Source organism: Pseudonocardia sp. McavD-2-B, assembly GCF_024124365.1.
Taxonomy (GTDB): domain Bacteria; phylum Actinomycetota; class Actinomycetes; order Mycobacteriales; family Pseudonocardiaceae; genus Pseudonocardia; species Pseudonocardia alni.
Window position 1 is genome coordinate 1 of sequence record NZ_JAMXSG010000079.1, and the last position, 20,932, is coordinate 20,932.

The 20,932-nt window shown below is 74.0% G+C and carries 22 protein-coding genes; 20 read left to right on the plus strand and 2 right to left on the minus strand.

The features are described 5' to 3' along the window. From NH602_RS12965 to NH602_RS12995, 7 genes are all read left to right on the plus strand, one after another. Window positions 1–1,388, plus strand: a 1,388-nt coding sequence (locus NH602_RS12965) for an RsmB/NOP family class I SAM-dependent RNA methyltransferase (protein ID WP_253067953.1), incomplete at its 5' end; no start/stop codon positions are given. A 77-nt stretch (window positions 1,389–1,465) separates the two neighbouring features. Next, entirely contained in the window at window positions 1,466–2,152 is a 687-nt protein-coding gene (gene rpe / locus NH602_RS12970; RefSeq protein WP_179763159.1) for a ribulose-phosphate 3-epimerase, read from the plus strand. A 70-nt stretch (window positions 2,153–2,222) separates the two neighbouring features. Next, window positions 2,223–3,254, plus strand: coding sequence for a bifunctional diaminohydroxyphosphoribosylaminopyrimidine deaminase/5-amino-6-(5-phosphoribosylamino)uracil reductase RibD (gene ribD, locus NH602_RS12975; RefSeq protein ID WP_179763160.1), 1,032 nt, complete (start codon window positions 2,223–2,225; stop codon window positions 3,252–3,254). Window positions 3,255–3,266: 12 nt separating this feature from the next. Further along, on the plus strand, window positions 3,267–3,899 hold the full coding sequence (locus NH602_RS12980) for a riboflavin synthase (protein WP_179762652.1): 633 nt from the start codon (window positions 3,267–3,269) through the stop codon (window positions 3,897–3,899). A gap of 74 nt (window positions 3,900–3,973) precedes the next feature. After that, complete coding sequence (locus NH602_RS12985; protein ID WP_073574702.1) at window positions 3,974–5,242, plus strand: bifunctional 3,4-dihydroxy-2-butanone-4-phosphate synthase/GTP cyclohydrolase II; 1,269 nt, start codon at window positions 3,974–3,976, stop codon at window positions 5,240–5,242. 69 nt (window positions 5,243–5,311) lie between these two features. Beyond that, window positions 5,312–5,803: a 6,7-dimethyl-8-ribityllumazine synthase gene (ribH, locus tag NH602_RS12990; RefSeq protein WP_100877626.1), complete on the plus strand. Its 492-nt coding sequence runs from the start codon at window positions 5,312–5,314 to the stop codon at window positions 5,801–5,803. A gap of 31 nt (window positions 5,804–5,834) precedes the next feature. Further along, a complete protein-coding gene (locus NH602_RS12995) occupies window positions 5,835–6,341 on the plus strand; it encodes a PH domain-containing protein (protein ID WP_374210164.1) in 507 nt (168 codons plus the stop codon). 6 nt (window positions 6,342–6,347) lie between these two features. Here the strand turns inward: NH602_RS12995 and NH602_RS13000 are convergent, their stop codons facing one another. Then, window positions 6,348–7,148 (minus strand): DUF2786 domain-containing protein, encoded by an 801-nt coding sequence (locus tag NH602_RS13000; protein WP_308292835.1) that lies wholly within the window; start codon window positions 7,146–7,148, stop codon window positions 6,348–6,350. 190 nt (window positions 7,149–7,338) lie between these two features. Between NH602_RS13000 and uvrC the strand changes: the two genes are divergently transcribed. From uvrC to NH602_RS13055, 11 genes are all read left to right on the plus strand, one after another. Beyond that, entirely contained in the window at window positions 7,339–9,318 is a 1,980-nt protein-coding gene (gene uvrC / locus NH602_RS13005; RefSeq protein WP_179762654.1) for an excinuclease ABC subunit UvrC, read from the plus strand. After that, window positions 9,315–10,214, plus strand: a complete 900-nt coding sequence (gene rapZ, locus NH602_RS13010) for an RNase adapter RapZ (protein WP_073574705.1) — start codon at window positions 9,315–9,317, stop codon at window positions 10,212–10,214. The genes uvrC and rapZ overlap by 4 nt, the downstream gene beginning before the upstream one ends. 29 nt (window positions 10,215–10,243) lie before the next feature. Further along, window positions 10,244–11,275, plus strand: coding sequence for a uridine diphosphate-N-acetylglucosamine-binding protein YvcK (gene yvcK, locus NH602_RS13015; protein WP_083658452.1), 1,032 nt, complete (start codon window positions 10,244–10,246; stop codon window positions 11,273–11,275). Then, window positions 11,266–12,261, plus strand: a complete 996-nt coding sequence (gene whiA, locus NH602_RS13020; RefSeq protein WP_062395598.1) for a DNA-binding protein WhiA — start codon at window positions 11,266–11,268, stop codon at window positions 12,259–12,261. The genes yvcK and whiA overlap by 10 nt, the downstream gene beginning before the upstream one ends. Before the next feature lie 105 nt (window positions 12,262–12,366). Beyond that, on the plus strand, window positions 12,367–13,104 hold the full coding sequence (locus tag NH602_RS13025; protein ID WP_179762655.1) for a hypothetical protein: 738 nt from the start codon (window positions 12,367–12,369) through the stop codon (window positions 13,102–13,104). A gap of 313 nt (window positions 13,105–13,417) precedes the next feature. Beyond that, window positions 13,418–14,431 (plus strand): type I glyceraldehyde-3-phosphate dehydrogenase, encoded by a 1,014-nt coding sequence (gene gap, locus NH602_RS13030; RefSeq protein ID WP_073574708.1) that lies wholly within the window; start codon window positions 13,418–13,420, stop codon window positions 14,429–14,431. Beyond that, the gene (gene pgk, locus NH602_RS13035; RefSeq protein ID WP_179762656.1) at window positions 14,428–15,609 is read left to right on the plus strand and encodes a phosphoglycerate kinase; all 1,182 of its coding nucleotides are present in this window, start codon (window positions 14,428–14,430) and stop codon (window positions 15,607–15,609) included. Before gap ends, pgk begins: the two co-directional genes overlap by 4 nt. Then, on the plus strand, window positions 15,609–16,397 hold the full coding sequence (tpiA, locus tag NH602_RS13040) for a triose-phosphate isomerase (protein WP_062395591.1): 789 nt from the start codon (window positions 15,609–15,611) through the stop codon (window positions 16,395–16,397). Before pgk ends, tpiA begins: the two co-directional genes overlap by 1 nt. A 105-nt stretch (window positions 16,398–16,502) precedes the next feature. Then, complete coding sequence (secG, locus tag NH602_RS13045) at window positions 16,503–16,736, plus strand: preprotein translocase subunit SecG (RefSeq protein WP_020627703.1); 234 nt, start codon at window positions 16,503–16,505, stop codon at window positions 16,734–16,736. 28 nt (window positions 16,737–16,764) lie between these two features. Then, a complete protein-coding gene (locus NH602_RS13050; protein ID WP_020627702.1) occupies window positions 16,765–17,106 on the plus strand; it encodes an RNA polymerase-binding protein RbpA in 342 nt (113 codons plus the stop codon). A 61-nt stretch (window positions 17,107–17,167) separates the two neighbouring features. Then, window positions 17,168–18,424: a TrpB-like pyridoxal phosphate-dependent enzyme gene (locus NH602_RS13055; protein ID WP_253067954.1), complete on the plus strand. Its 1,257-nt coding sequence runs from the start codon at window positions 17,168–17,170 to the stop codon at window positions 18,422–18,424. Window positions 18,425–18,501: 77 nt separating this feature from the next. Here NH602_RS13055 and NH602_RS13060 read toward each other — a convergent pair whose 3' ends face one another. Beyond that, window positions 18,502–18,924 (minus strand): DoxX family protein, encoded by a 423-nt coding sequence (locus NH602_RS13060; protein ID WP_253067955.1) that lies wholly within the window; start codon window positions 18,922–18,924, stop codon window positions 18,502–18,504. 270 nt (window positions 18,925–19,194) lie between these two features. Between NH602_RS13060 and NH602_RS13065 the strand changes: the two genes are divergently transcribed. Together NH602_RS13065 and NH602_RS13070 are read left to right on the plus strand one after the other, a co-directional pair. After that, the gene (locus NH602_RS13065; protein ID WP_253067956.1) at window positions 19,195–20,562 is read left to right on the plus strand and encodes an ammonium transporter; all 1,368 of its coding nucleotides are present in this window, start codon (window positions 19,195–19,197) and stop codon (window positions 20,560–20,562) included. Beyond that, the gene (locus NH602_RS13070) at window positions 20,559–20,897 is read left to right on the plus strand and encodes a P-II family nitrogen regulator (protein WP_253067957.1); all 339 of its coding nucleotides are present in this window, start codon (window positions 20,559–20,561) and stop codon (window positions 20,895–20,897) included. Before NH602_RS13065 ends, NH602_RS13070 begins: the two co-directional genes overlap by 4 nt. Window positions 20,898–20,932 lie beyond the last annotated feature (35 nt).

Sequence of the window (20,932 nt, forward strand, 5' to 3'; positions counted from 1 at the left end):
GGCCCCCGGCCGTCGACCCCGCCCGGCAGGCGGCCTACGAGCTGCTGACCGCCGTCCGCGAGCGCGACGCCTACGCCAACCTCGCCCTGCCCGGCATCCTGCGCCGGCACCGGCTGCGCGACCGCGACGCCGGCCTGGCGACCGAGCTCGGCTACGGCACCCTGCGCGCCCAGGGACTGCTCGACACGATCATCGACGCCTGCACCGACCGCCCGCTGGCCAAGATCGAGCACGCCCTGCTCGACGCGCTGCGCCTGGGCGCCTACCAGCTGCTGCGCACCCGGGTGCCCGACCACGCGGCCGTCACCACCTGCGTCGAGCTGGTCCGGTCCGATCACGGTTCGCAGTCGGCCGGGTTCGTCAACGCGGTGCTGCGCCGCATCGGCGAGCACACCGAGGCCGAGTGGCTCGACCGCCTCGCCCCCGACCCCGCCGAGGACCCGGTCGGCGACGCCGCGCTGCGCCACGCCCACCCGCGCTGGATCGCGCAGGCCTTCGCCGACGCGCTCGGCGGGACCGGTGAGGAGCTGACCGCCGCCCTCGCCGCCGACGACACCCGACCGCGCGTGCACCTGCTCGCCCGGCCCGGCGAGATCACCGCCGAGGAGCTGGCCCTCGCCACCGGCGGCGAGCAGGCGCCCTACTCGCCCTACGGGGTGCACCTGGAACCGGGCAGCGGCGACGTCGGCGAGCTCGACGCCGTCGCCGAGGGGCTCGCGATCGTCCAGGACGAGGGCAGCCAGCTCGTCGCCGCCGCGCTCGCCCGGGCCGAGCTGCTGGGCGAGGACACCGGCCGCTGGCTCGACCTGTGCGCCGGGCCGGGCGGCAAGGCGTCGCTGCTGGGCGGGCTCGTCGCCGCCCGGGGCGGCACGCTCGACGCGGTCGAGTCCAGCCAGCACCGCGCCGATCTCGTGCGCCGGTCCGTCGCGGAGCTGCCGGTCACCGTGCACGTCGCCGACGGCCGGGAGGCCCCGCTGCCCGACGGCGGCTACGACCGGGTGCTCGTCGACGCGCCCTGCACCGGGCTGGGCGCGCTGCGCCGCCGCCCCGAGGCCCGCTGGCGGCGCCGCCCCGAGGACATCGCGACGCTGACCCGGCTGCAGCGCGAGCTGCTCGTCGCTGCGCTGCGTCATGTCCGCCCCGGCGGCGTCGTCGCCTACGTCACCTGCTCGCCGCACGTGTCGGAGACCGTCGGCGTCGTCGGCCGGATCGTCGGCCGCGACGGACGCCCCGGCCCGGCCGGTGCCGTCGAACAGCTCGACGCGCGCGCCTGGCTGCCCGGCGAGGTCCCCGGCCTCGGGGACGGGCCGACCGTCCAGCTGTGGCCGCACGTGCACGGCACCGACGCGATGTTCCTGGCGCTGCTGCGCCGCCCGCTCGACGACTGACCGCGGTGTGACGGCGGCCTCGCCCACGGGTGCGGGGCCGCCGGCGAGCGGCCAGTAACCTCCTCGGCGTGCACCCGATGATCGCGCCCAGCATCCTCTCGGCCGACTTCGCCCGACTCGGCGAGGAGGCCGCCGCCGTGAGCGGCGACGGGACCGGGAACGGCGCGGACTGGCTGCACGTCGACGTCATGGACGCGCACTTCGTGCCGAACCTGACGCTCGGCCTGCCGGTGGTGCAGAGCCTGCGCGCCGCCACCGACATCCCGCTCGACTGCCACCTGATGATCGAGGACCCGGACCGCTGGGCCCCGGGCTACGCCGAGGCGGGCGCCCGCAACGTCACCGTGCACGCCGAGGCCGCCCACGATCCGGTGATGCTCGCCAAGAACCTGCGCGCCGCCGGGTCCCTCGCCGGGCTGTCGATCAAGCCCGGCACCCCGCTCGACCCCTGGGTCGAGGTGCTCCGCCACTACGACACGTTGCTGGTCATGAGCGTCGAGCCCGGCTTCGGCGGGCAGAGCTTCATCCCCGAGGTCCTCGACAAGGTCCGCACCGTCCGCAACCTGGTCGACACCGGGCACCTCACCGTGCTCGTCGAGATCGACGGCGGCATCAACGCCGACACCATCGACGCGGCCGCCGAGGCCGGCGTCGACTGCTTCGTCGCCGGGTCGGCCGTCTACGGCGCCGAGGACCCGGGCCGCGCCGTCGCCGCGCTGCGCGACAGCGTCCGCCGCGCGAACCCGCACCGCTGGGCCGGCTGAGCCCGCCCCGGCCCCGGAGCGAGGAGCAGTGGACGGCTCGACCGGCCCGGACCGCCGCACGGTGGCGGCGATGCGCCGTGCCCTGGCCGCATCCGTGGAGGTCCACGGCACCACCAGCCCCAACCCGGCGGTCGGCTGCGTCATCCTCGACCGGCACGGCGAGGTGGCAGGTGTCGGCGCCACCGCACGACCCGGCGGCCCGCACGCCGAACGGGTCGCGCTCGCCGCGGCGGGCCCGCGGGCCGCGGGCGGCACCGCGGTGGTCACCCTCGAACCATGCAACCACACCGGCCGCACCCCGCCGTGCGTGGAAGGTCTCCTGGAGGCGGGTATCGCCCGCGTGCACGCCGCGGTCGCCGACCCGAACCCCGTCGCCGCGGGCGGTCTGGACCGGCTGCGCGCCGCCGGAGTGGATGTGACACTCGGCACGCTCGCCGACGAGGTCGCGCTCGGTCCGCTGCGCGGCTGGCTGCACCGCACGCGCACCGGACGCCCCCACGTGACCTGGAAGGTCGCCACCACGCTCGACGGCCGCGTCGCCGCCGCCGACGGCACCAGCCGCTGGATCACCGGCCCGGCCGCGCGCGGCACGGTGCATGACCTGCGCCGCAGGATGGACGCGATCGTCGCGGGCACGGGTACCGTCCTGTCCGACGACCCGGCGCTGACCGCCCGCCGGCCCGACGGCACCTTGTTCGACCACCAGCCCCTGCGGGTGGTGGTGGGACACCGCGACGTCCCGCCCGGCGCCCGGCTGGCCCGGACCGACGAAGCCGGCACCGCCGACGTGCTCCACCTCCGCACCCGCGATCCGGGGGAGGTGCTCGCCGAGCTCAGCCACCGGACCGTGGTGGACGTGCTCCTCGAGGGCGGACCGACCCTCGCCGGTGCGTTCGTCGCCGCAGGACTCGTCGACCGGGTGCTCGTGCACCTGGCCCCGGCCCTGCTCGGCGCGGGACCGCACGCCGTCGGTGACGCGGGCGTGGTAACGATCGCCGACATCGTTCGGTTGCACGTGGACGAGATCCACCGCGTCGGCGACGACGTGGTCATCGACGCACGACCGGCATCCGGCCCGACCGGGCCGGACGTGCCGCAGTAGGAGGGACGGGCGATGTTCACCGGGATCGTGGAGGAGGTCGGCGAGGTCGTCGACGTCCGCACCGACGACGACGTCGTCGTGCTGACCGTGCGCGCGGCACTGGCCGCCGAGGTCGGGCACGGGGAGTCGGTCGCGGTGAACGGCTGTTGTCTCACCGCCGTCGTCACCGGGCCGGGCGCGGCCACGCTCACCCTGGAGCTGGTGCCCGAGACGCTGAAGCGGACCTCGCTCGGCGCCGTCGGTGCCGGGTCCGGGGTCAACCTGGAGCGCGCCGTGCCCGCCGGTGGCCGGCTCGACGGCCACATCGTGCAGGGGCACGTGGACGGCATCGGCACCGTGGTCTCCCGCACCCCCGGCGAGCGCAGCGACGAGGTCCGGTTCTCGCTGCCCGCCGAGCTCGCCCGCTACGTCGTCGAGAAGGGCTCCGTCGCCGTCGACGGTGTCTCGCTGACCGTCGCCACCGTGTACCCGGACGGGTTCGGGGTGGCGCTGATCCCGACGACCCTCGCCGAGACCACACTGGGGTCGCGCGCCCCGGGGGACCCGGTCAACCTGGAGGTCGACGTGATCGCCAAGTACGTGGAACGCATGACCGCGGGGTACCTGCAGGGGCCCGGGTTCGGACAGGAAGGGGTCGCCCGGTGAGCGAGCCGTTGACGTCGCCGGTCACTCCGGCAGGCCAGGGGTCGGGCAAGCTGCCGGACGCCCCGCACACCGCGATGTCCCCCTCGGAGCGGGCCGAGCGCTTCGCCCAGATCGAGAAGGCCATCGCCGACATCGCCGAGGGCAAGCCGGTCGTCGTGATGGACGACGAGGACCGCGAGAACGAGGGCGACCTGATCTTCGCCGCGTCGAAGGCGACCGCGGAGCTGCTGGCGTTCACCGTCCGCTACACCTCCGGCTACGTCTGCGTGGCCATCACCGGTGAGGCCTGCGAGCGGCTCGACCTGCCGCCGATGCACCACACCAACCGCGACTCCTTCCGCACCGCGTACACGGTCACCGTGGACGCGAAGGAGGGCGTCACCACCGGCATCTCCGCCCAGGACCGTGCGCACACGATCCGCACGCTCGCGGACCCGGGGACCGACCGGCACGACCTGGTCCGGCCCGGGCACGTCGTGCCGCTGCAGGCCCGTGAAGGCGGGGTGCTGCGCCGTCCCGGGCACACCGAGGCCGCGGTCGACCTCGCCCGGATGGCGGGCCTGCCCGCCGCCGGCGCGCTGTGCGAGATCGTCTCGGAGAAGAACACCGGCGAGATGGCCCGCGGCGAGGAACTCGGCGTGTTCGCCGCCGACCACGACCTCACGCTGATCACCATCGCCGACCTCATCGCCTACCGGCGCCGCTACGAGAAGCACGTCGAGCGGGTCGCTACCGCGCGGATCCCCACCGGCCACGGTGACTTCCTCGCGCACGGCTACGACTGCACCCTCGACGGTACCGAGCACATCGCCATGGTGATGGGCGACGTCGCCACCCCCGCCGACGACGGCGAGGACGTGCTCGTCCGGGTGCACTCCGAGTGCCTCACCGGAGACGTCCTCGGCTCGCTGCGCTGCGACTGCGGCCCCCAGCTCGACGCGGCCCTGGAGGCCGTCGCCAAGGAGGGCCGCGGCGTCGTGCTCTACATGCGTGGACACGAGGGCCGGGGGATCGGCCTGCTGCACAAGCTGCAGGCCTACCAGCTCCAGGAGGCCGGCGCCGACACCGTCGACGCCAACCTCGCGATGGGGCTGCCCGCCGACGCCCGGGACTACGGCATCGGCGCCCAGATCCTCGCCGACCTCGGCGTGAAGTCGATGCGGCTGCTCACCAACAACCCGGACAAGCGCGCCGGGCTGGAGGGCTATGGGCTGCGCGTCGTCGGTCGCGAGCCGATGCCGGTGCGCGCGACCCCGCAGAACCTGCGCTACCTGCGGACCAAGCGCGACCGGATGGGCCACGACCTGCCCGACCTCGGCGAGGTCGCCGACCCGGCGCTCTGACCCGGCCGCGCACCGCCCACCGGGAGACCCCGTGGCGCGGCGCGCGGGCCGAGAGGCGAGAATCGGCCCATGAGCGGTGAGGGCCGGCCCTCCGGGGCCACGCAGCTGGACGCGAGCGGACTGCGGGTCGGGGTGGTGGCGGCCCGCTGGCACGCCGAGATCGTGGACCGGCTGCTGGAACGGGCCGTCGCCACGGCTCGGGAGGCCGGTGCCGAGCCCACCGTCGTGCGGGTGCCCGGCACCGTCGAGCTGCCGGTCGTCGCCCAGGAGCTGGCCCGTGGCCACGACGCCGTTGTCGCGCTCGGTGTCGTCGTCCGCGGCGGCACCCCGCACTTCGAGTACGTCTGCGACGCCGTCACCGCGGGCCTCACCCGCGTGGCGCTCGACGAGTCGACCCCGGTCGGCAACGGCGTGCTCACCACGGACACGGTGGACCAGGCGATCGACCGCTCCGGCGCGCCGGGCGCGGCCGAGGACAAGGGGACCGAGGCCTGCATCGCCGCACTCGAATCGGCGCTGGCGCTGCGCGACCTGCGCGCCGGCGCCCCGACCCGCCCGTGACCCCGACCCGGGTCAGCACAGGGAGACTCCAGTGACCGAGCAGCCGACCGACTCCACCGCCCCCGCCGCCCCGGTGGCGCAGACCCGGACCGGACCCGGACCGGACGCGGTGACCCTGCGCCCGCGGGTCATCCGCTGGACCGCCTGGCTCAGCGCCGCCGGCGTGATGGTGTTCTTCTTCATCGCGGCCTACTTCATGCCCGCCGAGGACACCGGGGTGATCTTCCAGCCGGCCGACCAGGTCGCGATGATGGTCATCGGGGCGTTCGTCGCCGGCGGGCTGCTGCTCATGGCCCGCCCCCGGGGGCGCGCCGACAGCCACGGCATCGAGGTCCGCAACGTCATCACCGCCCGGTGGTACGACTGGGCCGACGTGCACGGCGTCTCGTTCCCCGACGGCGCCGCCTCGGCCCGCCTGGAGCTTCCCGACGACGAGTACCAGTCGGTGCTCGCCGTGCAGGCCGTCGACCGCGGGCTGGCCGTGCGACACGTCCGGACCCTGCGCACGCTGCACCGCGCCGCCGTCCTGGGGGAGTAGGCCGGCTCAGGCGCCGATGCCCGGCGCCCCGGCCCGGCGGTCCAGGACCGGGCCGCCCAGGTCGGCCCGGTCGGCCGCGGCGGCCCCGTGCCGGAAGCCGCTGCCCGACACCTGCGGGCGGCGGGCGCGGCGCAGCCTGCCGAACTCGGCGTCGTAGGCCCGGTCGACCTCGGCGCCGCGGTCGGCCAGCACCAGTTCGGTCGATGCGGCCGCCCGCCCGGTCTCGGCCTCGGTCTCGCCCAGTGCGGAGCGCTCGGCCTCGCACAGCCGCTCGTACACCCGGCCCGCGAAGCCGTAGATCCAGGACCGCCGGTAGGCCGCCACCGACTCGCCGGGGTCCGGCGGGCGGACCGCGGCCAGCGCGGCCGTGGCCTGCAGCAGCAGCGACGTGTAGAGCAGCTCCACCCGCTCCCGGTCGGAGGCGAACCCGAACACGGTGACCGCGGCGACCGAGCCGCCCCGCTGGTCGTGCATCACCCACCGGCACCGCAGCGCCGACGCCGTCCACCCCAGCAGCCGCGCCTTCGCCCCGCTGTAGGGGTTGTCGACGGTGATCCGGCTCCGGCCGATCGGGTCGGCCCGTGACGGCCCGGCGCCGGGCGCCGCCGCCAGCAGCGCCTCGTCGATCCCGTGCCGTGCCATCAGCGCGAACGCCTTGTCGGTGTAGATCTCGGCCTCGTCCGGGGTGCCGGCCCGCTCCGCCTTCGCCAGCAGCTTGCGGATCCGGTCCAGCCGGGCCCCGGGCACCTGCTCACCCGGCGCGGTGCCGATGTAGGTGCGGGGGCCGGTCTCCTGCGCGGTGCTCACGGCGGTCTCCTCGGGCTCGGTAAGGTCGAACTCGTGTTCGAGGGCGAGGTGTACCGGACCCTACCGACAGTTCCGGTGCGCTCGTGCGCGGTCCCCGGCCGACACGCGTCCCTACACCTCGTCCGGAGCCCGCGCCGAGGCCGGGGCCGGGCCGGAACCGTCGGTGCCCGCAACTACCCTGGGATTCACCATGGCCGACCCCAGCACCTACCGTCCGGCGACCGGGACGATCCCGGAGTCGCCCGGGGTGTACCGCTTCTCCGACCCCCGTGGCCGGGTGATCTACGTCGGCAAGGCCAAGAGCCTGCGGCAGCGGCTGAACTCCTACTTCGCCGACCTGTCCGGCCTGCACCCGCGCACCCGGCAGATGGTCACCACCGCGGCGAAGGTGGAGTGGACGGTCGTCGGGACCGAGGTCGAGGCGCTCCAGCTCGAGTACAACTGGATCAAGGAGTACGACCCTCGGTTCAACGTCCGCTACCGTGACGACAAGAGCTATCCCGTGCTCGCGGTGACGATGCACGAGGAGTACCCGCGGCTGCACGTCTACCGCGGCCCGCGCCGCAAGGGCGTCCGCTACTTCGGCCCGTACGCCCACGCCTGGGCCATCCGGGAGACCCTCGACCTGCTGCTGCGGGTCTTCCCCGCGCGCACCTGCTCGACGGGGGTCTTCAAGCGGCACGGCCAGATCGGGCGGCCCTGCCTGCTGGGCTACATCGACAAGTGCTCCGCCCCCTGCGTGGGCACGGTCACCGCCGACGAGCACCGTGACATCGTCGAGAACTTCTCCGACTTCCTGTCCGGACGCACCGACCGGATGGTCCGCCAGCTCGAACGCGAGATGGCCGAGGCCTCGGAGAACCTCGAGTTCGAGCGCGCCGCCCGGCTGCGCGACGACCTCGGGGCGCTCCGCCGCGCGCTGGAGAAGCAGGCCGTCGTGCTGGGCGACGGCACCGACGCCGACGTGGTCGCCTTCGCCGAGGACGAGTTGGAGGCCGCGGTCCAGGTCTTCCACGTCCGCGGCGGCCGGGTCCGCGGCCAGCGCGGCTGGGTGATCGACAAGGTCGAGCCGACCGACACCGAGCAGCTCGTCGAGCGGTTCGTCTCGCAGTTCTACGGCGAGCAGCACGCCCTCGCGGGCGCCGCCGACGACGCGGCGCAGCCGGTGCCCAAGGAGATCCTGGTCCCGGTGCTGCCCTCCGACACGCCCGCGCTGGAGCGCTGGCTGACCGGGCTGCGCGGCTCCAAGGTGCAGATCCGGGTGCCCCAGCGCGGTGACAAGCGTGATCTGGCCGCGACCGTCGCGCGCAATGCGAAGGAGGCGTTCGCCCAGCACAAGCTGCGCCGCGCCGGGGACCTCACCGCCCGCTCGGCCGCACTGCAGGAGATCCAGGAGAACCTGGAGCTCGACCAGGCACCGCTGCGGATCGAGTGCATCGACATCAGCCACGTGCAGGGCACGAACGTGGTCGCGTCGCTGGTGGTGTTCGAGGACGGGCTGCCCCGCAAGTCCGAGTACCGCCGCTTCGAGATCCGCGACGCCGCACAAGAGGGTGACGTCGCCTCGATCGCGGAGGTGGTGCGCCGCCGGTTCCGCCGCTACCTGGCCGAGACCGCCGACGAGCCCGCGCCCACCGAGGGCTCCGGCGAGGTCGCGCCGGGTGACACCGTGCGCACCGGGATCGACCCGGAGACCGGGCGGCCCAAGAAGTTCGCCTATCCGCCGAACCTGCTCGTCGTCGACGGTGCGAAGCCGCAGGTCGACGCGGCCGCCGCCGAGCTCGCCGAACTGGGGATCACCGACGTCGCGGTGTGCGGGCTGGCCAAGCGCCTCGAGGAGGTCTGGCTGCCCCACGACACCGACCCGGTGATCCTGTCCCGGACCAGCGAGGGTCTCTACCTGCTGCAGCGGATCCGGGACGAGGCGCACCGGTTCGCCATCACCTATCACCGCCAGCGTCGTTCGCAGGGCATGACGGCGTCCGCTCTCGACGGGGTCCCCGGGCTCGGCCCGGCCCGCAAGCAGGCGCTGCTCAAGCACTTCGGGTCGGTGCGCAAGGTGCGCGCCGCCGACGTCGACGAGATCGCCGGTGTGCCCGGCTTCGGTCGCCGGACCGCCGAGTCCGTGGTCGCGGCCCTGCACGCCGGAACCGAGGGGGAGAAGGCATGACCGACGACAACGGCGAGGTGACCGCGGGCCCGGGGATCGAGGTCGCGGTGGTCAGCGGCCTGTCCGGGGCCGGGCGCAGCACCGCGGCGAAGGTCCTGGAGGACCTGGGCTGGTTCGTGGTGGACAACCTGCCGCCCGAACTCATCGCCACGATGGTCGAGCTGGGGTCGCGGGCCCGGGGCGAGGTGGCCCGGATCGCGGTGGTGATGGACGTGCGCTCCCGCGCGTTCACCGACGATCTCGGAGCCGTCATCAAGGACCTCGACGGCCGCGGCTACCGGCCGAAGTTGCTGTTCCTGGAGGCCTCCGACGCGGTGCTGGTGCGCCGCTTCGAGCAGAACCGCCGCTCGCACCCGCTGCAGGGCGCCGGGCGCATCACCGACGGCCTGGGCGCCGAGCGCGAGGTGCTGCGTCCGCTGCGCGAGGACGCCGACCTCGTCGTCGACACCTCGAACCTGTCGGTGCACGACCTGCGCACCCGGATCGAGGGCTCGTTCGCCCAGGAGAGCGCGCACGCCGCGACCCGGGTGACGGTGCTGTCGTTCGGCTACAAGTACGGGCTGCCGCTGGACTCCGACCTCGTCGTCGACGTGCGGTTCCTGCCCAACCCGCACTGGATCCCCGAGCTGCGCCCGTTCACCGGCCGCGACCGGGAGGTCAGCGACTACGTGCTGTCCCAGGAGGGCGCGGAGGAGTTCGTCGACCGCTACCTGGAGCTGCTCGACCTCGTCGGCGCCGGGTACCGGCGCGAGGGCAAGCGCTACCTGACCGTGGCCGTCGGCTGCACCGGCGGCAAGCACCGCTCGGTGGCGATCTCGGAGGAGATCGGGCGCCGGCTCGCCGACCGCGAGGGCATCCAGGTCAACGTCGAGCACCGCGACATGGGGCGCGAGTGAGCCCACGCCCACCCGAGCGCACCGGGGGACTGCGGGTGGTCGCGCTCGGCGGTGGGCACGGCCTGCACGCCACGCTGACCGCGCTGCGCCGCTGCCCGCCGGTCACCGACATCACCGCGGTGGTCACCGTGGCCGACGACGGCGGTTCCTCGGGGCGGCTGCGCCGCGAGCTCGGCCTGCTCCCGCCCGGCGACCTGCGGATGGCACTCGCGGCGCTGGCCGGCGACGACGAGCGGGGCCGCTTCTGGTCCGGGCTGGTCCAGCACCGCTTCGGCGGGACCGGCGCCCTGGCCGGGCACGCGGTGGGCAACCTGCTGCTCGCCGGGCTGCTGGAACGCGACGGCGACCCCGTGCGCGCACTGGCGACCGTCGGCGAGCTGATGGGCTGCGCCGGACGGGTCCTGCCGATGGCCCGGGTGCCGCTGGACATCGAGGCGGAGGTCGCGCTGGACGGCGTCGACGGCGCCCACCTGATCCGCGGCCAGGTCGCCGTCGCTTCCACCCCGGGCCGGGTGCGCCGGGTCTGGCTGCGGCCCGCCGACCCGCCCGCCTGCGACGAGGCCGTCCGCGCGGTGCGCGACGCCGACGTCGTGCTCCTCGGACCCGGCTCGTGGTTCACCAGCGTGCTCCCGCACCTGCTCGTGCCCGGGCTGCGCGACGCGCTGCTGGAGACCCCGGCGGCCCGGGTCGTGCTGCTCAACCTGGCCCCCGAGCCGGGGGAGACCGCCGGTTTCTCCCCCGAACAGCACCTTGAAGTACTGTCCGGGCACGCTCCCGGTCTGCGGGTGCACGCCGTCCTGGCCGACGCCGGGTCGGTGAGCCTGCCGGACCGGCTGGACGCGGCCGCCGCCGACCTGCTGGTCCCCGGCGGACGGGTGTGGCCGGCCGCCGTCGCCGACGCCCGGGCGGCGACCCCGCGGCACGACCCGGACGCACTGGCCGGGGCGCTCGCCGACGTGTTCGGCGCCCTGACCCCCGGCCGGGTCCCGGCGGAGAACGGCACGCACGACAGGCCGCAGCACGACAGCCCGCAGCGCGGAAGGAGCTCCCGATGGCCATGACCGCCACGGTGAAGGACGAGCTGAGCCGGCTCACCGTCACCAAGCAGTCGTCGCGGCGCGCGGAGGTCGCCTCGCTGCTCCGCTTCGCAGGCGGCCTGCACATCGTGGGCGGCAGAGTGGTGATCGAGGCCGAGGTCGACACCGGCTCGGTCGCCCGCAGGCTGCGCCGCGAGATCCACGAGCTCTACGGCCACACCGCCGACGCGCACGTGATCACCGCGGGCGGTCTGCGCCGCAGCGCCCGGTACGTGATCCGGGTGATCCGCGACGGTGAGGGACTCGCCCGCCAGACCGGGCTGCTCGACAACCGTGGCCGCCCGGTGCGCGGGCTGCCGCCGCCCGTGGTCTCCGGTGACCTGTCCGACGCCGAGGCCGCCTGGCGCGGCGCGTTCCTCGCGCACGGGTCGCTCACCGAGCCGGGCCGCAGCTCCGCACTGGAGGTCACCTGCCCCGGCCCCGAGGCCGCGCTGGCCCTGGTCGGCGCGGCACGCAGGCTGGGCGTCGCGGCGAAGGCCCGCGAGGTCCGCGGCGCCGACCGGGTCGTGGTCCGCGACGGCGACGCGATCGGCGCGCTGCTGACCCGGATGGGCGCCCACCAGAGCGTCCTGTCCTGGGAGGAGCGTCGGATGCGCCGCGAGGTCCGGGCGACGGCCAACCGGCTCGCGAACTTCGACGACGCCAACCTGCGCCGCTCGGCGCGGGCCGCGGTCGCCGCGGCGGCCCGGGTCAGCCGCGCCCTGGAAATCCTCGGCGACGAGGTGCCCGAGCACCTGCAGGCCGCCGGTCGGCTGCGGGCCGAGCACACCCAGGCGTCGCTGGAGGAGCTGGGCCAGCTGGCCGACCCACCGATGACCAAGGACGCCGTGGCCGGCCGGATCCGGCGGCTGCTCCAGACCGCGGACAAGAAGGCCGCCGAGCTCGGCATCCCCGACACCGAGTCCGCCGTCACCGCCGAGATGCTGGAGGAGGAGGGCGGCGGGCGCTGACCGCGGTCACACCCCGTCACGAGGGGGGTGCGGGGTGTCGGGCATGATGCCGCCGTGACGATCCCGGGCTCCACCCTCCTCGCCGTTCATCTCGATCGATCCAGCATGCTGCGGCCGCTCCTGCCCGCGCTGCGCTCCGGTCTCGCGGACCTGCTCGCCGAGCAGGACGCCCACGACGGTCACCTGCAGGTCGTCGTCGCCACCGGGGACGACCTCACCCGCTCGCTGCCCGACGGCACGCACCCGCCCGCCGTCCCGGTCGGTGCCGCCGAGGCCCGCACCGCACTGCCCGCGAAGCTGCGCCCGCTCGGCGGCCCGGACCTGCGCGGCGGCGCGGCCCGGCTGCTCGGCGCCGTCGGCGACGAGCTCGCCGCCCGCGACGAGGCCGACCGCCCCGAGCGGGTGGTCGTCCTGCTCGTCGGGGAGGGCGCCGTCGGCGACACCTCCGCCGTCCGCGAGCGCATCGTCCACCAGCAGAGCACCTACGCCTGGGAGTTCGTGCTGGTCGACGTGACCACCGGCACGATCCCGGCCGCCGCGGGTGCCCGGGCGGCCGCGTCCGGGGAGAACCGGGGCGAGGGCGGGGACGCCGCCGTCGCCGTCGCCGAGCGGCCCGCGGGCGACGGGGCCGAGCGCTTCGGCGTGCCGGTCACCGCCACCATCACCGCCGGTCCCGGCGCGGCCGGGGTCACCGCGGCGCTGTCCGCGGCCTCGGCGTTCGTGACCCGGGCCCGCGACGGCCGCTCGCACGAGCCCGTCGACGGCTTCTCCGACGACGAGCGCGCCGCCGCCGGCGTCCCCGACACCCGTCCGGGCTGGCGCCGCCTGCTCCGCCTGGCCTGAGCACACCCGCGACGGCCCCGTGACCCGCCCGGGCACGGGGCGGTCGCGTGTCCGGATACCGGCCGGTACCGTTCCGTCCCCACACCGGGGCCCGTCCGGAGCGGTCCGACCGCGCCCGATCCCCGAGCGCGGCGCAGGTCACGGGCCCTACGGGGGTCGCGACGGCCGATGCGCCGATAGGGTGGCTGCCGAGCACGGCACGCGCCGGCGCCCGCCACGGGCGCCGACCCGCGATCGACCTGCCACACCCCACCGCCGGGACCCGGCGGGCCGGGGGAGAAGACGACAGGCACGACGAGCCCTGGAGGCATCTGTGACGGTCCGCGTAGGAGTCAACGGCTTCGGCCGCATCGGCCGGAACTTCTGGCGGGCGGTGGACGCCCAGCGCGCCGCCGGCACCACGGACATCGAGATCGTCGCGGTGAACGACATCACCGACAACGCGACGCTCGCGCACCTGCTCAAGTACGACTCGATCCTGGGGCGCCTGCCCTACGAGGTCACCACCTCGGGCGACGAGATCGTCGTCGACGGCAAGGGCTTCAAGGGCCTGGCCGTCCGCGACCCCGCCGAGCTTCCCTGGAAGGACCTGGGCGTCGACGTCGTCGTCGAGTCGACCGGTATCTTCACCAAGCGCGAGGCCGCGGCCAAGCACCTCGACGGCGGCGCCAAGAAGGTCGTCATCTCCGCCCCGGCGACCGACGAGGACATCACCATCGTCAAGGGCGTCAACGACGGCGACTACGACGGTTCGCAGACCATCGTCTCGAACGCGTCCTGCACCACCAACTGCCTCGCGCCGATGGCGAAGGTGCTCGACGACCTGGCCGGGATCGAGAAGGGTCTGATGACCACGATCCACGCGTACACCCAGGACCAGAACCTGCAGGACGGCCCGCACAAGGACCTGCGCCGCGCCCGCGCCGCCGCCCTGAACATCGTCCCCACCTCCACCGGTGCGGCGAAGGCGATCTCGCTGGTCATGCCGCACCTCAAGGGCAAGCTCGACGGCTACGCGCTGCGGGTGCCGATCCCCACCGGCTCGGCCACCGACCTGACCGTCGAGGTCCGCAAGGAGGTCACCGCCGCGGAGATCAACGCGGCGATGAAGGCGGCCGCGGAGGGCCCGCTCAAGGGCGTCCTCAAGTACACCGAGGACCCGATCGTCTCCTCCGACATCGTCACCGACCCGCACTCGTGCATCTACGACTCGGGCCTGACCAAGGTCATCGGCAACCAGGTCAAGATCGTCGGCTGGTACGACAACGAGTGGGGCTACTCCAACCGCCTCGTCGACATCACCGGTCTGGTGGCGTCGAAGCTGTGAGGACCCTCGACGACCTCGTCGCCGAGGGCGTACAGGGCCGGACCGTGCTGGTCCGCTCCGATCTGAACGTTCCCCTCGACGACGACCGGAACATCACCGACGACGGCCGCATCCGCGCGTCGGTGCCGACGATCAACGCCCTCTACGAGGGCGGCGCCCAGGTCGTCGTCACCGCGCACCTCGGCCGTCCGAAGAACGGGCCCGACGAGAAGCTCTCGCTCGCCCCGGTCGCGCAGCGGCTCGGCGAGCTGCTCGGCGCCCCGGTGCGCCTGGTCGAGCTCGGCACGCCGCTGCCGTCGATGGCCGCCGGTGACGTCGTGATGCTGGACAACATCCGGTTCGACGCCCGCGAGACCAGCAAGGACGACGCCGAGCGCGGCGCGTTCGCCGACGAGCTCGTCGCCCTGGTCGGCGACGACGCGGCGTTCGTCTCCGACGGGTTCGGCGTGGTGCACCGCAAGCAGGCGTCGGTCTACGACGTCGCGCAGCGGCTCGACGCCTACGCCGGCGGGCTCGTCCTGTCCGAGGTCGAGGTGCTCCGCACTCTGACCGGCTCGCCGGAGCGGCCGTACGCGGTCGTGCTCGGCGGCTCCAAGGTCTCGGACAAGCTGGCCGTGATCGAGGCTCTGCTGCCGAAGGTCGACACGCTGCTCGTCGGCGGCGGGATGTGCTTCACGTTCCTCGCCGCGCAGGGCCACGGTGTCGGCTCCTCGCTGCTGGAGTCCGATCAGGTCGACACCTGCCGGACGCTCCTGGAGTCCGGCAAGATCGTCCTCCCGACCGACGTCGTCGTCGCCGACGCGTTCTCCGCGGACGCGAACACGAGGACCGTGCCGGTGGACGGGATCGACGACGGCTGGATGGGCCTCGACATCGGACCCGACTCGGTGCGGGAGTTCGCGGCCCGCATCGCCGACGCGAAGACGATCTTCTGGAACGGCCCGATGGGCGTGTTCGAGCTGGCACCGTTCGCCGATGGCACCCGCGGTGTCGCGCAGGCGATCGCCGACGGCGACGCCTTCTCCGTCGTCGGCGGCGGGGACTCCGCCGCCGCGGTCCGGGCGCTCGGCATCGCCGAGGACGCGTTCTCCCACATCTCCACCGGGGGCGGCGCGTCCCTGGAGTTCCTGGAGGGCGCGACCCTGCCGGGCGTCGCCGTGCTGGAGGAGGACGCCTGATGGCCACCCGCAAGCCCCTCATCGCGGGCAACTGGAAGATGAACCTCAACCACCTCGAGGCCATCGCGGTGGTGCAGAAGCTCGCCTTCGCCCTGCCCGACCGGTACCTCGACAAGGTCGAGGTGGCCGTCCTGCCGCCGTTCACCGACATCCGCAGCGTGCAGACGCTGATCGACGGCGACAAGCTGCGCCTCGTGCACGGCGCCCAGGACCTCTCCCCGCACGACTCCGGTGCCTACACCGGTGACGTGTCGGGCGTCATGCTGGCCAAGCTGGGCTGCACCTACGTCGCCGTCGGGCACTCCGAGCGGCGCGAGATCCACGGCGAGGACGACGCGGTCGTCAACGCCAAGGTGCTCGCCGCGCTCAAGCACGGGATCACCCCGATCCTGTGCGTCGGCGAGGGCCTGGACGTCCGCGAGGCGGGCACCCACGTGCAGCACTGCACCGACCAGCTGCGCGGGGCGCTGAAGGGCGTCACCGCCGAGCAGGCGGCCGGTCTCGTGCTCGCCTACGAGCCGGTCTGGGCGATCGGCACCGGCAAGGTGGCGGGCCCGGCCGACGCGCAGGAGGTCTGTGCCGCGCTGCGCGCGACGCTGGCCGAGCTGTACTCCGACGAGGTCGCCGGGACGGTCCGCGTCCTCTACGGCGGCTCGGTGAAGTCGTCGAACGTGGGCGAGATCGTGGCCCAGACCGACGTCGACGGCGCACTCGTCGGCGGCGCCAGCCTCGATGCCGAGGAGTTCGCGAAGCTGTCGGCGATCGCCGCGGGTGGCCCGCTGCCGTAGGCGGCTCCGTACCCGTCCCGCGGCCCCGGTCCCCTGTCAGAGGGGCCGGGGCCGCTGGAGTATTCTCGGCCACTCCGGCGAGCGACCACTGATGGGGAAGCGCACGTGATCCTGACCCTCCAGATCATCCTGATCGTGACCAGCCTCCTGCTGATCGCGATGGTCCTGCTGCAGCGCAGCAAGGGTGGTGGTCTGACCAGTCTCTTCGGTGGCGGCGTGCAGTCGAGCCTGTCCGGCTCGGCGGCGGCGGACCGCAACATCGCTCGCTACACGGTCTTCGTCGGCCTCATCTGGCTCATCGCGGTGGTCGGCAACGGCCTGCTGCTGGCCACCGGCTGACGGTCGGACGGACGAGAGGGAGCGGGACATGGCAGGCGGCAACGCGATCCGCGGTACCCGGGTCGGTGCGGGACCGATGGGCGAGAACGAGCGGGGCGAGACCGCCCCGCGCGAGCGCATCCCGTTCTACTGCGCGAACGGGCACGTCAACAACACCTGGTTCGCCGCGGAGGCCGAGGTCCCCGAGACCTGGGACTGCCCGCGCTGCGGGCTGCCGGGCGGACGCGACGCGGAGAACCCGCCCGCCGCGCCCCGCACCGAGCCGTACAAGACGCACCTGGCGTACGTGAAGGAGCGGCGCAGCGACGCCGACGGCGAGGCCATCCTCGAGGAGGCCCTCGGCCGGCTGCGGGCCTCCCGGGAGCTCTGACCCGGTCCCACGGCGCGCCCGGGTCGTGACCGGGCGCACGTCCGGGTTAGATTCGGTGGTCATGAGCCGCTGGACGCTGCCCCCGGACCGGATCCCCTCGGCATGGTTCAACGTCGTGCCGCACCTGCCGACGCCGCCGCAGCCGCCCCTGCACCCCGGGACCCGCGAGCCGGTCGTCCCCGAGGACCTGGCGCCGCTGTTCCCGACCGCCCTGATCGAGCAGGAGGTCAGCGCCGAGCCCTGGATCGACGTCCCCGGTGAGGTCCTCGACATCCTGAGGCTGTGGCGGCCCACGCCGCTGGTCCGCGCGACCCGGCTGGAGAAGGCGCTGGGCACCCCGGCGCGGATCTACTTCAAGGACGAGTCCCTCTCGCCCTCGGGCAGCCACAAGACCAACACGGCCGTGGCCCAGGCGTTCTACAACGCCCGCGAGGGCACCACCCGGCTCACCACCGAGACCGGCGCGGGCCAGTGGGGGACCGCGCTGTCGTTCGCCGCTGCCCAGTTCGACCTGGACCTGAAGGTCTACATGGTGCGGGCGTCCTACGGGCAGAAGCCCTACCGGCGGATCGCGATCGAGACCTGGGGCGGCGAGGTCGTGCCGTCGCCCGTCGACGAGCCCGAGCACCCCGGCTCGCTGGGCTCGGCCATCTCCGACGCGGTCCGCGACTGCGTCGGCCGCTCCGACACCCACTACGCGCTCGGCTCGGTGCTCAACCACGTGCTGCTGCACCAGACCATGATCGGTCTGGAGGCGAAGGAACAGCTCGCGCTGGCGGGGGAGCGGCTGCCCGACGTCGTCATCGCGCCGTGCGGCGGCGGCTCCAACCTGGGCGGGATCGCCTTCCCGTTCGTGCCGGACTCCGGCGTGCGGCTGCTCGCCGTCGAGCCGCTGTCGTGCCCGACGCTGACCCAGGGCCGCTACGACTACGACTTCGGCGACACCGCGGGCCTCACCCCGCTGATGCCGATGTACACCCTGGGCCACGACTTCGTGCCGCCGTCGATCCACGCCGGCGGGCTGCGCTACCACGGTGACTCGCCGCTGGTGTCCTCGCTGGTCAAGGACGAGCGGATGGAGGCCGTCGCCTACCCGCAGGGGAAGGTGTTCGAGGCCGCCATCCAATTCGCCCGCACCGAGGGCAAGATCCCGGCGCCGGAGTGCGGGCACGCCATCGCCGCCACCGTCGACGAGGCGCTCGCCGCGAAGGAGACCGGGGAGGAGAAGGTGATCCTCTTCAACTACTGCGGTCACGGCTTCCTCGACCTCGCCGCCTACGACGACTACACGAACGGCCGGCTCGACGAGATGGGCTGACGGGATCGGCTGAGCCCCACCCGCACCACGACGGCCCGTCCCCCGGACCAGGGGACGGGCCGGCGCCGTGCGGGCGGTCAGCGGCGCAGGCCGCGCAGCAGGGCCGCGGTGTCGCGGCGGCGGGCCCACGCGACCACGCACACCGCCACCAGGGTCAGCGCCGGGAACGCGACCATCGCGGGCATCAGCACCGCGGTGACCGCGGTGGCCCCGACCATCAGCGCGACCTGGCAGACGGCGGCGAGCCCGCACAGCCGCGGGACCAGCAGGGCGACCGCGCCGGCCAGCTCCAGCCAGCCGACCACGACCATGCCGACGGCCCCCAGGCCCAGCAGGTCGAACCCGGCGACCGCGACCGGGTCGGCGTTCACCTTCGGCAGCGCCGCCATCACGAAGACCCCGGCCAGCAGCACCTGCAGCACCCACAGGCCGACGGTGGCGGCCCGCAAACGACGGGTGGCGGAGGTGGTGGACGCGGTCCCGGTACGGGTGGTGGTCATGGCGGGCTCCCCGGTGCTCGCGGTCCCGGGCCGGGGCCGCCGTTGCAGAGGAGACCGGGGCCGTCGCCGGAACTCATCGGTGCGCCCGGTCCGGGTTCGGACCGTCGGTCCCGGCTGCGTCGTGTGTCGCGTCGGCGGTGTCTGCGCGGGCCGTGCCGGATGCCCGGACCCGACACCCACCGGAAACCGCGCTCGGTTGCTCCACGAAACACCGCGGGCGAACCATCCCTGCCGGGGTCGGGGAACTGCGACGACGGAGGACGCGTGGGCGTGAATGCGGGAGACACCGCGTGGGTGCTGGTCAGCGCCGCGCTGGTGATGGTGATGACGCCGGGACTGGCGTTCTTCTACGGCGGGATGACCCGCAGCAAGTCCGTGCTCAACATGCTGATGATGAGCACCGTCTGCCTGGCCGTGGTCAGCGTCCTGTGGGCGCTGTACGGCTACAGCTGGGCCTTCGGCAACGACGTGGGCGGCGGCCTGATCGGCGGCGGGGAGTTCGCCGGGCTGGCGAACACCGTCGGCGCGATGGTCGGCGTCGGCAGCGACTCGGCCCCGTGGCCGGGCACCGACGCCCTGCCCGCGCCGGCGTTCGTGATGTTCCAGCTCATGTTCGCGGTCATCACCCCGGCGCTGATCTCCGGCGCCGTCGCGGACCGCACGAAGTTCTGGGGCTGGACGGCGTTCGTCGTGCTGTGGGTGACCATCGTGTACTTCCCGGTCGCGCACTGGGTGTTCGCCTTCGACGGCTTCACCGGCCCGGACAACGTCGGCGGCTGGATCGCCAACACCCTCAAGGCCGAGGACTTCGCCGGTGGCACCGCGGTGCACATCAACGCCGGTGCCGCGGCGCTCGCGCTGGCGATCGTGCTCGGCAAGCGGCGCGGCTGGCCGCGCGAGCCGATGCGTCCGCACAACCTCCCGTTCGTGCTGCTGGGCATGGCGCTGCTGTGGTTCGGCTGGTTCGGCTTCAACGCCGGTTCCGCGCTCTCCGCGGGTGACCTCGCCGCGACCGCGTTCACCAACACCATGCTCGCCACCGCCACCGCGCTGATCGGGTGGCTGCTCGTCGAGCAGGTCCGCGACGGGCACCCCACCACCCTCGGTGCGGCCTCCGGCGCCGTCGCCGGGCTGGTCGCGATCACCCCGGCGTGCGGGTTCGTGCAGCCGGTCGGGGCGCTGGCCATCGGGCTCATCGCCGGTGCGGTGTGCGCGCTGGCCGTCGGGCTGAAGTTCCGCTTCGGCCTCGACGACTCCCTCGACGTCGTCGGCGTCCACCTCGTCGGCGGCATCGTGGGCACCCTGCTCATCGGCTTCTTCGGCGACAACAGCGTCAACTCCGCCGCCGCCGGCGACAACGGCCTGTTCTACGGCGGCGGGCCGGTCCAGCTGGGCCGCCAGGCGCTCGCCGCGGGTGCGGTGCTGCTGTACTCCTTCATCGTCGCGCTGGTCCTCGGCTACCTGATCAAGGTGACCATCGGGTTCCGCATCGACGAGGAGAACGAGGCCACCGGCATCGACGAGACCGAGCACGCCGAGACCGCCTACGACTTCTCGTCGCTGGGCAGCCGCGCGCTCGCCGGGGCCTCCCGCCCCGCGACGCCGGCCACCCGTGAGCCCGTGGGGGAGAGCCGATGAAGCTCGTCACCGCCATCGTCAAGCCGTTCGCGCTGGAGGACGTCCGCGGTGCGCTCGAACACCTCGGTGTGCTCGAACTGACCGTCGGGGAGGTCCGCGGGCACGGCAGGCAGAAGGGACACACCGAGATCTACCGCGGCGCGGAGTACTCGGTGGACTACGTGCCGAAGGTGCGTATCGAGACCGTCGTCGACGACGAGATCGCCGACAAGGTCGTCGACGCCGTCGTCGAGGCGTCCCGCACCGGCAAGATCGGCGACGGGAAGATCTGGGTGCAGCCGGTCGAGACCATCGTGCGCGTCCGCACGGGCGAACGCGGCAGCGACGCGGTCTGAGCCGTCAGCGCGCCGCCGGACGGGCCGTCCGGCGG